This is a genomic window from Microcystis sp. M090S1, from assembly GCF_020246295.1.
Taxonomy (GTDB): Bacteria; Cyanobacteriota; Cyanobacteriia; order Cyanobacteriales; family Microcystaceae; genus Microcystis; species Microcystis aeruginosa.
In genome coordinates this window covers 1-11,719 of record NZ_JADBTF010000166.1, presented here as the reverse complement: position 1 = coordinate 11,719, position 11,719 = coordinate 1, and the positions used below count along the sequence as shown (strand labels likewise).

11 protein-coding genes are annotated in these 11,719 nt (G+C 43.9%); 5 read left to right on the top strand and 6 right to left on the bottom strand.

Annotated elements, in window-relative coordinates:
• From IM477_RS23005 to IM477_RS07430, 4 genes are all read right to left on the bottom strand, one after another.
• The coding region (locus IM477_RS23005; RefSeq protein ID WP_353737100.1) for a helix-turn-helix domain-containing protein at window positions 1-46 on the bottom strand (46 nt) is incomplete at its 3' end.
• Window positions 47-186: 140 nt separating this feature from the next.
• Window positions 187-843, bottom strand: coding sequence for a glycerol-3-phosphate 1-O-acyltransferase PlsY (gene plsY, locus IM477_RS07440; RefSeq protein ID WP_502866536.1), 657 nt, complete (start codon window positions 841-843; stop codon window positions 187-189).
• Between the two features lie 69 nt (window positions 844-912).
• The gene (gene fabG / locus IM477_RS07435; protein WP_287731166.1) at window positions 913-1,608 is read right to left on the bottom strand and encodes a 3-oxoacyl-ACP reductase FabG; all 696 of its coding nucleotides are present in this window, start codon (window positions 1,606-1,608) and stop codon (window positions 913-915) included.
• An 82-nt stretch (window positions 1,609-1,690) separates the two neighbouring features.
• Window positions 1,691-2,716, bottom strand: a complete 1,026-nt coding sequence (locus IM477_RS07430) for an ABC transporter ATP-binding protein (protein WP_287731165.1) — start codon at window positions 2,714-2,716, stop codon at window positions 1,691-1,693.
• Between the two features lie 336 nt (window positions 2,717-3,052).
• Between IM477_RS07430 and IM477_RS07425 the strand changes: the two genes are divergently transcribed.
• The 3 genes from IM477_RS07425 (at window position 3,053) to ggt (ending at window position 6,869) form a co-directional block, all read left to right on the top strand.
• Window positions 3,053-3,937 carry an all3515 family Zur-repressed PEP-CTERM protein gene (locus IM477_RS07425; protein ID WP_287731164.1) on the top strand — a complete coding sequence of 295 codons (885 nt, stop codon included), beginning with the start codon at window positions 3,053-3,055 and terminating at the stop codon, window positions 3,935-3,937.
• A gap of 191 nt (window positions 3,938-4,128) precedes the next feature.
• Complete coding sequence (gene lpxD / locus IM477_RS07420) at window positions 4,129-5,160, top strand: UDP-3-O-(3-hydroxymyristoyl)glucosamine N-acyltransferase (protein ID WP_287731163.1); 1,032 nt, start codon at window positions 4,129-4,131, stop codon at window positions 5,158-5,160.
• A 164-nt stretch (window positions 5,161-5,324) separates the two neighbouring features.
• Window positions 5,325-6,869, top strand: coding sequence for a gamma-glutamyltransferase (gene ggt / locus IM477_RS07415; protein ID WP_287731162.1), 1,545 nt, complete (start codon window positions 5,325-5,327; stop codon window positions 6,867-6,869).
• Here ggt and IM477_RS07410 read toward each other — a convergent pair.
• On the bottom strand, window positions 6,866-7,009 hold the full coding sequence (locus IM477_RS07410) for an addiction module antidote protein (RefSeq protein ID WP_287731161.1): 144 nt from the start codon (window positions 7,007-7,009) through the stop codon (window positions 6,866-6,868). The two genes, ggt and IM477_RS07410, sit on opposite strands and share 4 nt — an antisense overlap.
• A 94-nt stretch (window positions 7,010-7,103) precedes the next feature.
• On the opposite strand from IM477_RS07410, the gene IM477_RS07405 reads away from it, so the two are divergent.
• Complete coding sequence (locus IM477_RS07405) at window positions 7,104-8,639, top strand: TolC family protein (protein ID WP_287731168.1); 1,536 nt, start codon at window positions 7,104-7,106, stop codon at window positions 8,637-8,639.
• A gap of 185 nt (window positions 8,640-8,824) precedes the next feature.
• On the opposite strand, the gene IM477_RS07400 is transcribed toward IM477_RS07405, so the two are convergent.
• On the bottom strand, window positions 8,825-9,136 hold the full coding sequence (locus tag IM477_RS07400; protein WP_287731160.1) for a hypothetical protein: 312 nt from the start codon (window positions 9,134-9,136) through the stop codon (window positions 8,825-8,827).
• 265 nt (window positions 9,137-9,401) lie between these two features.
• Between IM477_RS07400 and IM477_RS07395 the strand changes: the two genes are divergently transcribed.
• Entirely contained in the window at window positions 9,402-11,060 is a 1,659-nt protein-coding gene (locus tag IM477_RS07395; protein ID WP_287731159.1) for an IS1634 family transposase, read from the top strand.
• The last annotated feature ends 659 nt before the right edge of the window (window positions 11,061-11,719 follow it).

The following is an 11,719-nucleotide window of genomic DNA, read 5'->3' as shown; positions in this document are numbered from 1 at the left end:
CTTGTTCGGGTGTGGGGTAAAATCGAAACGAATAGGCTTTTTCCATACCTCACATTTTAGCATATATTTCGTAAATGTGCTAATATTTAACAGTAAAGCCGTCGTAGAACGACGGGGTTTCAGACCCAAATTTTCGATGAGCCGTCAACTTCATTTCACAGTGGTTATTCTGACTTGAGAAAGTTATTAACTTACTTCCGATGATTGCTGTACTTTCTGACCTATTTTTGGTTCCGTCCCTGCCAACAATCTTTTAATATTACCCTGATGACGAACAATCACATAGATTCCCCCCATCAAACTAAATAAAATATAGGGGAGAGGTTGACCCAAAACAACCATTAAAATATTCACCACCAGCGCCCCGATAATCGAACCTAAAGAAACAATCCGGAAAAGTGCCAGAATAACCAAAAAACTCGCCAAAGTTCCGCAAGCCACTAGGGGATTCATCACCAATAAAACCCCTAAACTGGTGGCGACGGATTTACCACCGCTAAAATTCAAGAAAATCGATTTACTATGACCGATGATTGCCCCCAATGCTGCCCCGATAATTAACCAATAATACCAACTTTCTGGGAGAGGATTGACATCCATAAAATATAGCCCTCGTACTAGGGACACCGCCACCATTCCCTTTAACATATCAATTAATAACACCATCGCCCCGGCAGTTTTTCCCAGAGTTCTCAACACATTGGTGGCCCCAGTGGAACCGGAACCATAGTCACGAATATCGATACCTTTGCTGTATTTACCGATTAAATAACCCGTGGGAATCGAACCGAGCAGATAGGATAAAAGTAAGATAGTAAGACTGATAAGAATCCGAATAAGCATAAATTAACCCCAATTTTTAGCGAGAGCGAGTGCCGTCATCAGTGTATCAGCCTGAAGACAAAAAACCACTCACAGGGAACCATAGACGGGAATTGCCGCCCCGCGCAAGTCTTTCGCCCCTTCCCCCGCCAGAAAACAGATCACCTCGGCTAGAGATTGGGGACTTACCCAGTCCTTGGCATTTGCCTCTCCCATCGCTTCCCGGTTGCCCGGAGTATCGATAATGCTGGGCAAAACCACGTTAGCGGTAATATTAGTCTGTTTGGTTTCTTCTGCGATCGCTTGGGTTAAAGCCACTACCGCCGCTTTCGAGGCACAATAGGCGGCCAAATTTGCCCCCGGTTGTACGGCACCACGAGAACCGATAGTGACGATACGACCATAGTTATGAAGTTTCATCGAGCGTAAACAGTGTTTACACAGTAAAAAAGTGCTATGGAGGTTTAAATCGAACATTTTTAGCCAATCTTCATAGCTAAACTCCTCCGTCGCCCCCATGGTAAAACCCCCGACTAGATGAATTAAAACATCGACCCGACCGAGATCATCAATTAATCTAGCCACGGCAGTTTCTTGGGTTAAATCCACCCTGACAAAGCGAATACGCTCAAATTCCGCCGCACTCAGCCGAGATTTCAGACGACCTACCTCCCTTTCCTCCCGATAGGTCATGGTTAGTTGACCGCCATGGTGTAAAACCGCCGGAGTGACTCCTAAACCCAGTCCTCCCGTACCGCCGGTCAGCAATACCCGTTTATCTTTCATAATGATTGATATATAATCGATCGCTCCAATTATAGATGATTTAACCGGGCAATTAGGCAATATTACAGCCTTTCTCGCCGGACTAGGATTCCTTCATCGCTTGTTTTTTCTCCGCCTTGAGGTCGCGACTGCTGGCGGCGGCAATTTCCGCATCCATCAGGGTGCGTCCGGTGGCCGCCAGATAGACATCATCGAGACTAGGACGGGATTGGGCCATGCTGAACACGGGTAATCCCGATTCGGCTAGGGTTTGTTCAATTTTGCTTAAAGGATTGCTATTGGCCGTGACGATGAGATTCAGGGAGTTACCCTGGGCGGTATTAACGATTACTTCCTCGACAAAAGGCAGACGGGATAATAACTCTTTCGCTTTTCGGGCCTCTTCCTCTGGGGAAAATTCTCGCACTTTTAGGGTAATGCGATCGCCACCCAGTTGCTCCTTCAGTTGTGAGGGGGTACCGCGAGCGATGACGATACCATTGTCGATAATTGCCAAGTTATCGGCCAAAGCGTCAATTTCTTCGAGATAATGGCTGGTAATTAATACACTGGTTCCAGCCGCCCGCAATTGTCGCAGAAAATCCCAGACAATCAAACGACTTTCGATATCGAGTCCCACAGTCGGTTCATCCAGCACCAAAACTTCCGGCTGATGCAGTAATCCCGCCGCTAAATCCAGCCGTTTTTTGATGCCGCCGGAATAGGTCCCCGTTTTTTTGTCGGCGTATTCCTCTAATCCTAAAAGATTTATTAATTCTTTGATGCGCTCTCTTGACTTTTGAGCAGGAATGTGATAGAGAGCCGCTTGTAGTTGCAACAGTTCCCGGCCGGTGAGCATTTTATCGAGGGCGACTTCTTGGGCAACGTAACCCAGGCGTTTACGGGCGGATTTGGGGTTATTCAGGGCATCGACACCCCCCACCTCGATTTTGCCGCCATCGGGTTTAGCAAGGGTGCAAAGACAGCGAATCGTGGTGGTTTTCCCCGCACCATTGGGACCGAGTAAACCGAAGATTTCTCCCGCTGCCACGGTAAAGGAGATATCTTTAACCGCTGCTGTCTGACCGTAGGATTTTTTTAACTTTTCGATCGCCACCGCAAGGGTCATAAGCTGATTTTCGCCGACTTGAGCGAGACAATTTTTTTGTTAACTTTCTCGGTCTATTTTAACCCAGATTCCCCACTGCAAAATCTAGTACAGCTTTGTTTATCTTTTTTGATCAAGATAAACTTTGACGGGATTTGGCCTCATCCCCAGAGGACCCGCTGCTGTTCCGGCGTTGCCTGTTCCTTGATCGACCTCGACCCCTTTAGATGCTCGGGCAACTTATTGGGACAGCATTGTTCACGTTAACTTAAATTAACTTTGTTGGCAAAAGTGAATCGGAACAAGGGTTTTTTGCTAGAATGATAATGATTATCGTTCTAATTAAGGAGAGAAATCATGGTTCTACAGGTCTCTGGGGTAGGATTAGTTTGTGCTGGGAATAAAATCGGCGAAAAAAGCCCTAAATATCCATTTATCGCTGTTAGCTTCATTTTATCGCTTTCTTTCGCCCTGGTAACGGTGGCTAAGGCTGAAGAGCCTGCCATTGGTCAGAGTTTGCCAGAATTTTATATCGGGGTGGATAATCAAATCACCTTAACTCGGGGCATCTATGAGGGATTAGCCAATCCTAACTATAACCGGTTAACTCTTCTGGTTGCTCACCGAGAGGGAACCCCTCATTTTCACGGTATCGGCACTTACAGTTATTCCGGACCGTCTAGTAATCCGGTAGTTAATCCTACTAACAGCAATAATCGCATTCCTGAGACTTCTACAGGATTGCCTTCTCTCTCCTTAATTGCGGGAAAAGGAATTTTTCAGAATAGTTTTGTTAGTGCTGCCACTGGGGAGGAATATAGCAATCTACTGATGCAATCAGTGGCAACTATTAATAATTCCTCTGACTTGGGAGAACAAGCTCTTTTTAACAGTTCTGGTGGACGGTGGAATCGGTCTTTAGGTAATGCCAACCTATCCTTACAACTGTTAGAGATTAGTGATGGATTAACCGTAGCTAACTCTTTAGGACAGACAATTTTAGCTAATGCTGGCGATATCTATGCGATCGGGACTGGTGATAACTTCTCCTTTTTACCGAAGTTTCTTGCCTCTCGACCGGGAAAATATTCAGCCAGTTTTAAGCTGGTAGATCTTAGCCTTTCTTGGGGAGAGTCAGGAATTTTTAACCTAGATTTTCAAACAGTTCCCGAACCATCAACTCTGATCGCCTTAATACTGTTCGGGTCAATTTTATTAACTCGATCGAGTAGTAAAAACTAAAACCAATCGGTTTTGGAGAGAGCAAACTTATCTCCAAAATCGCTCTAGATCGAGATCGGCTTTGTTGAAATGGAAAACAGGGATTATTCCCTAAAAAACTAGCAACTTTTTTGACTATAATAACGACAAGATTATCAGTATAGTTTTAAACTATCCTAGGATAAGCCCTATCTTGATCGCAATATATATTTATGAAATTTAGTGAAATTGCCCAAAAATTAAGTCCTTTAGTACAATCCCAGAGTTTGACCGCCTATCCCGACAGAAATCCCCAAATTAAAGCCATAACTCCCATCGAAACCGCCCTAGTCGATACCATTAGCTATATCGAAGGGGGAAAATTTGCTGCCTTTGTCGCCAAAACTGACGCTACTGCCCTAATTCTGCCCCTGGATACCAATTTACAACAACAGGCCGACGAACGCGGCATCGCTTGGTTAGCTAGTGCCAATCCCCGACTTTTATTCGCCCACGCCATCAAATTATTCTATCAACCCTTTCAGCCCCAACCCTACATTCACGCCACCGCCGTGGTGCATCCATCGGCTAAAATCGGCCATAAAGTCGCCATCGGGGCCCATGCCGTGGTAGAAGCCAATGTCACCCTCGGTGATGGGGTGTGCATTCATCCTAACGCCGTTATTTACCCCGGGGTGCATATTGGTGATCGCACAATTCTCCACGCTAACTGTACCATCCATGAACGGGTACAAATCGGCAATGATTGCGTTATCCACAGTGGCGCCGTTATCGGTGCTGAGGGCTTCGGTTTTGTGCCAGTTCCCGAAGGCTGGTTTAAGATGGAACAATCGGGTATCGTGGTCTTAGAAGATGGGGTAGAAATTGGCTGCAATAGCGCCGTTGATCGCCCGGCAGTGGGAGAAACCCGCATCGGTAGCCAGACTAAGATCGATAATCTCGTCCATATTGCCCATAATTGCCAAATTGGCCAAGCTTGCGCCCTTGCCGGACAGGTAGGCATGGCAGGAGGCGTAAAAGTGGGCAATCGCGTTATTTTAGCGGGACAGGTGGGCATTGCCAATCAAGCGGCGATCGGGGACGGTGCGATCGCAACAGCCCAAGCTGGCATTCACAACGATATCGGGGCTGGAGAAGTGGTTTCTGGCTCTCCCGCTATCCCCCATAAGCTATTCCTCAAGGTAGCAGCCGCTTACAAGCGTTTACCCGAAATCTATCAAGCGGTTAAGCAATTAAAAAAATAGCTCTATTCAGGGGACAGGAGACAGGAGACTCCGAGACAGGAGACAGGAGATTATTTCTATTTATTCTCCCTTCTCCCCACTTCCCCACTTCCCCACTTCCCCACACCCCACACCCCCATCTCCCCACTGATAACTGATAACTGATAACTGATAACTGAATCAAAGTGACTCGCAAAAGCAAGGGCGCTATCGCCGCAGGACATCCAAAAACTGCCGAAGCTGGACAATTAATCTTAGAAATGGGCGGAAATGCCTTCGATGCGATAGTTGGCTCGATTTTAGCGGCTTTCGTGGTCGAATTCACCCTCGCTTCCGCGGGAGGCGGCGGTTTTTTACTAGCACATACCAAAGAAAAAGTCAATACCATTTTTGATTTTTTTTGTCAAACTCCAAAATATAAAAAACCCTTGACAAATATCGACTTTTACCCAGTGGCGATCGATTTTGGTGGTGCTAGTCAAGATTTTCACATTGGCCGAGGTGCGGTCGCTACGACCGGGGCGTTACGGGGATTGGAAATAGTGCAGAAAAAACTGGGAAAATTGCCCTTTGCCGTGGTAGCGGAGCCAGCGATCGAATATGCTCGACAAGGCTACATTTTGAGCCAATATAACGGCTTTTGCCTGGGTTTACTCGCTTCGATCCTGCTCAAAGATAGAGAGGGTTTAAAAGTCTATGCTCCCCAAGGAAAACTCCTCCAAGCTGGCGATCGCTGTGTGATGGGCGATTTTGCCAACACTTTAGAAGAATTAAGCAAAAAAGGCGTAAAAGACTTTTATGAGGGAGAAATCGCCCACCAAATTGCCAAAGATATGCAGGAGGGTGGTTATCTTACCCTAGAGGATTTAAATCATTACCAAGTCCTTGAGAGAAAACCCCTAAAAAGCCAATATCGGGGTTACGAAATACTGACTAATCCGCCTCCTAGTTCTGGGGGAATTCTCCTAGCTTTTGCCCTAAAATTACTAGAAGCAGTTAATTTATCGGCTTTAGAGCATCTAGGAGCCAAACATCTGCAAATTTTAACGGAGGTGATGGCCTTAACCAATCAAGCGCGCGCCCAAGGCTACGATAATTTTATCCATCAGGAGGGAATCGAAGAGCAATTCCTCTCGTCGGAATTTTTAGGCAAATATCCCAATAAATGGGGCAGTACCACCCATATTAGTGTTATCGATGGGGAAGGTAATGCCGCCAGTGCCACCTTTTCCAACGGGGAAGGATCAGCTTATACCGTGCCGGGGACGGGAATTATGCTCAATAATATGATCGGGGAAGCGGACTTAAATCCCTTTGGTTTTCACAATTGGCCCGTTGATCGTCGTTTATCCTCAATGATGTCGCCGACGATGATTTTAGAGGAAGGAAAGCCGCGATTTGTTCTCGGTTCTGGGGGTTCCAATCGCATTCGCACCGCTATTTTGCAGGTTATTAGTAATTTAATCGATTTTCGGCAATCTTTAGCCGATGCGATCGCCGCCTCGCGCCTACATTGGGAAAATCAACAATTAGGAATTGAACCTTTAGAAGATCGGGAAAATATGCTCAAAAATCTGGTTTTACCCGCAAATACTCAAGTATCCCGGTGGCAAGAACAAAATATGTTTTTTGGGGGTGTGCATGGGGTGGCAGTGAATGATCGGGGGGAATTAACCGCTACGGGCGATCCGCGTCGGGATGGAGTAGGATTAGTGATTAGGGATTTTTAGGCAATGGGTACAACTTGCAGGCGTAACCCAAGTGCTTGCAAAACCTTAAGAACTGTAGCAAACTCTGGATTACCCTGATTCGACAAAGATTTATAGAGACTCTCCCGTCCCAAACCCGTCTCACGAGCAATACGAGTCAAGCTCCCGTGTTACTATCGGTAATTAGTAATCGGCCAACATAGTGGTGTGAGCTTATTTACTTCTTATCGTTTACTGTTTACTTTCGAGATACTCATGTTGCTCTTGCGTTATGGTATTACCGTGAGTGCGGTGCTTGGGTTGATTTTCTTGGCTGAATCCTCGGTTAAGGCACAAACTCAGTCCGCTGCGGATTTGTTGAAGAAACCGCAACCTACTGCCAATCCAGTTTCTCAGTTACCCGGCCCCTCGGCGGCACCGGCGACCACGGAAGCGGATCCCAAAGCCCCTAATTATCTTAATCCTAGTGGCAATCCCCTAATTTTTCCCACCAAACCAGATGAGGTGAATATTAGGGTAGTACAACCGATCACCTTAAATCAAGCGATCGAATTAGCTTTAAAAAATAATCAGACCTTACAGACCGCCAGGGTCGATTTAGAAATCGCTCGCGCCCAATTAAAGGAACAACAGGCCGCTTTATTACCCACGGCCTCCGCAGAGGCCAGTCTCACCCAGGATCAATCTGCTGTTGCCCAACGACAGAATGAGTTAGCTCGTCAACAGGGAATCCCAGCCGCTACACCCGAAGATAGTACTAACATTCAGGGTAGTGTTCAGATCGTCTATGGGGTTTATACAGGGGGTGAACGGGCAGCCCAGATCAAAAGGGCCGAAAAGGTCATCCGGCAACGGGAATTAGAGGTGGAACGAGTCTCGGAACAAACTCGTTTTGATGCCACCGATGCCTATTATGAATTGCAGAGGGGTGATGCCCAAGTAGCGATCGCCCAAGCCTCGATCGAAGATGCTAGTCAAAGTTTACGGGATGCTCAATTATTGGAGCAAGCGGGACTAGGAACCCGATTTGCTGTCCTACAGGCGGAAGTTGACCTAGCCAACGCTAACCAAGACTTAACCCGGTCGATTTCTACCCAGCGTATTTCCCGACGGCGACTGGCACAGATATTGAGTGTCGGCCAACACATCGAGTTAACCGCTGCCGATGAGATTCGCGAGGCGGGAACTTGGGGCTTGAGTCTTGATGATAGTATCGTTTTGGCCTACAAAAATCGCGCCGAATTAGAACAACAACTCTTACAACGGGAAATTAGCGCAGAAGACCGCTCGATCGCTATTTCGGCGGTGATTCCCCAAGTGGACCTTCTGGGCGAGTATAATGTCCTCAACGATCTCAGTGATGAAGCTGGTTTTGGCGATGGTTTTAGCGTCGGTGGCCGGATTCGTTGGACTTTTTTTGATGGTGGTCGTGCTTTTGCTCGCGCTCGTCAAGCGGAAAGAAATATCGATCGCGCCGATACGGAATTTTCCTCCCGTCGCAATGAAATTCGCCTTCAAGTGGAGGAATCCTACTATAGTTTGATTTCTAACCAAGAAAACATCAAAACTTCGCAAAAAAGCATTGAATCCGCCACGGAAAGTCTGCGATTAGCCCGTTTACGCTTTCAGGCGGGTGTGGGAACCCAAACGGATGTGATCAACTCCCAACGGGATTTAACCGATGCCAGAAGCCGTTATCTACAGGCGATCGTCGATTACAATAGATCCTTGAATAGTCTCCAGCGAGCGATTAGTAATTTACCGGATAATCGTTTGTTTGAAGTGCGTTAATTGTGGGATTTATCGCGGTGTGGTGTGGGGGGAGATAGCCAAATCTCCCCTATTTTAACGAGTTTGGATAATTCTAATCTGTTGTTCCCGCAATTGCTGCAGGGTGGGAGTTTCCTGTAGTTTTTGCACCTAACGATAGGAATTACTGCGAAACAAAGCTGATCATAAATTGGACGGCTTTTTTCCTAGGCCGCTTGCAGAACATAGAAGGTATAACCATAGAAGTTGCTGAATTTCTCAAAAAGTTTCATCTCTTCTTCAGTTTCACGAATAACCGATGAGCTACTTGGGCTGATTTCCAGCTGCCCGATTCGCTCACGGAGAGGTTGATAATAATTTAGCCACCAAACCTGACTGGGCAGCCTCTGGGTAGAAAGTACCTTAAAACCAGACCTATTAGCCCGAACGATATTCTCAAACTCATTACCCATTGTATGATAGGCGTTTTGCCAATAGGCCACAGCCGGCTCTGGTAGCTCATTGGTAAACCAACTCATCTCCGAGATGACGGCAATCCCGTTGTTAGAAACAAGCGGTCGCCAGATTTTAAGCCCACATTCCGCACCCTCAACTGTCACAGATCAAAAAAGCCATTAAAGTAGTACATAATAACTAAAATTAATTCAAAGGTTAAAAGGGTTAATGAGAATATATAGCATTAAAAGGGGTATGGAGCGAGAAAGAGAAAATTCAAGAGAAAAAAATAATTGTTCAGAAAACAAGAAATAATTGATTACAATAGAAGTAGTGGAGGAATCTGTTGTGAAATTAAAACCTCAAGAAATAGAAATTCAGAACATAGACCATCTAGGGATAGTAGCAGGAATCATAGATTCAATCGGAATAGTAGAAATAATAAATGAATTAATAGGAATCGAAAAAGACGAAAAAGTAAATGCAGGTCAAGTAGTAAAAGCCATGATAATAAACGGGTTAGGATTTGTCTCCAAACCGTTATATATGTTTCCCGAATATTTTGAAACAATCGCCTGTGAACATCTAATAGGAGCAGGAGTAAAACCAGAATATCTCAACGACGATAAATTGGGGAGAGTCATGGATAAACTATTTATAAAAGGATTAGATACAATCTTTTTTATCATCGCAGTAAAAGCCGCCCAAAAATTTGGAGTATCACTATCAACATCACATCTAGACTCATCATCAATGCACGTACAGGGGCAGTATAACACTAGCTTACCAGAAGTAATATTTGAGAATCAAAAAATAGGAAATAACCAAGAATTAGAAGAAATAGCAGTAAAATCACCAAAAGAAATAACCATCACTTATGGTTATTCTCGTGACCATCGGCCGGACTTAAAACAGTTCATCATAGAAATGATATGTTCAGGAGATGGAGACATCCCAATATTTTTGAAACTAGCATCAGGAAACCAAGCAGACTCATCATGTTTTGGTCAAATAGCAGTAGAATATCACAAACAATTAGAAGTTAATAGTCTCATGGTTGCTGACTCAGCATTATATACAGAATCAAACCTGAAAATGATGTCAGATTTACAGTGGTTATGTCGAGTACCATTAAGCATAAAAACAGCAAAATCATTAATATCAACAATCCCAGAATCAGAATTTATTGATAGTACAATACCAGGATATAAATTAGGATCAAAAACCGAAAAATATGCAGGAATAGAACAAAGATGGTTAGTAGTACAAAGTCAAGAAAGAAGAGAATCAGACCTGCGTAAACTCACCCAAAAAATTACCAAAGCCGAATCAAAAGCGGTTCTTGATTTGAAAAAGTTATCACAAGAGAGATTTGCTTGTGAAGCAGATGCTATCAAGGCATTATCAAAATTATCAACCCAGTTCAAATATCACCAAATTAACGAAAGTAAGGTGACTCCAGCCAAATCTAATAAAAAAGATTCTCTCAATGAAATATCCTACCAAATATCAGCTACAGTCTGCCAGGATGAAAGTAAAATTAATACAGAATTGCTGAGTGCAGGACGTTTTATTATTGCTACGAATGTTTTAGATTCACAGGAACTTAGTGATGATTCTATGCTCAGGGAATATAAAGCTCAACAATCATGTGAACGGGGGTTTGGTTTTCTCAAAGACCCATTATTTTTTGCCGATAGTATTTTCCTTAAAAGTCCTGAGAGAATAGAGTCTATGGGAATGATTATGGGTTTATGTCTCTTGGTTTATACATTGGCTCAACGTCAAATTAGAAATGCTCTCTTGGAGTCTAAATCAACAATTAAAAATCAATTAGGTAAAGCAACTAATTCCCCTACTTTACGCTGGATTTTTCAATGCTTTCATTGTATTCATTTGATTACACTCAATCAGGAGGAACATATTTCTAATTGGAATAAGGACAGAGATTTTATCTTGCGTCTTTTACCAGATGATTGTTTACGTTACTATCAATTAGCCACCTAATTATTATCTCTATCAATTTAATTTCTATGAGTGAACATGAGCTAATATCTTTGATTTATAGCTCCATTTTACTATGTCTATAATTTAGTTTTTTACTTTAATTGATTAGTCTAAATTATGATTTATCTCTTGGATTTCTTCTTTTATTTATCTGTTGACTCCTCTAGGTGGTGTTAATTCTTATTGCTCCTTATTGAGAATAGGTTTTGATGCCATTTTTGGTGCTTTACTGTTTCTCAAATGCCTTTTTTCGCTCCTTATGTTTATTTTTATGCTCACTTTGATTTTTTCTCTCCGTAATTTCTCTCTGTGACAGCTTAGGGTGCGGAATGTGGGATAAAGGTTGATGTCAGTGCCGATAAAAATCTCATCACCACTATAGGTTTTGGGCTGACAGGTTTCTCGGAGTAACTGGGGCTGGAAATTATGAAACTCGTCTGGCAATCCAGGCTCCTCGGGATCTTCACTAGGTAGGTCATACATCGTCGGCAGAGGTTTCTGGACCAAATCTGGTGAATTACTTTGATATACTTTGCACGGCTACAACTTGCATTTTTTACTCAAGGACAATAATATAGTTTAAGAGTCATAATTAGAAGCAAAGCACTCATTAAAAACATGATTAACCTAGAATTCACGGAAGAAGAAAAGAACTCACT

Bases quoted from the DNA above. Each gene is read 5' to 3' on its own strand.
- plsY (WP_502866536.1), bottom strand. From the start codon at position 843: ATGCTTATTCGGATTCTTATCAGTCTTACTATCTTACTTTTATCCTAT.
- lpxD (WP_287731163.1), top strand. From the start codon at position 4,129: ATGAAATTTAGTGAAATTGCCCAAAAATTAAGTCCTTTAGTACAATCC.
- IM477_RS07405 (WP_287731168.1), top strand. From the start codon at position 7,104: ATGTTGCTCTTGCGTTATGGTATTACCGTGAGTGCGGTGCTTGGGTTG.
- fabG (WP_287731166.1), bottom strand. From the start codon at position 1,608: ATGAAAGATAAACGGGTATTGCTGACCGGCGGTACGGGAGGACTGGGT.
- IM477_RS07400 (WP_287731160.1), bottom strand. From the start codon at position 9,136: ATGAGTTGGTTTACCAATGAGCTACCAGAGCCGGCTGTGGCCTATTGG.
- IM477_RS07425 (WP_287731164.1), top strand. From the start codon at position 3,053: ATGGTTCTACAGGTCTCTGGGGTAGGATTAGTTTGTGCTGGGAATAAA.
- IM477_RS07430 (WP_287731165.1), bottom strand. From the start codon at position 2,716: ATGACCCTTGCGGTGGCGATCGAAAAGTTAAAAAAATCCTACGGTCAG.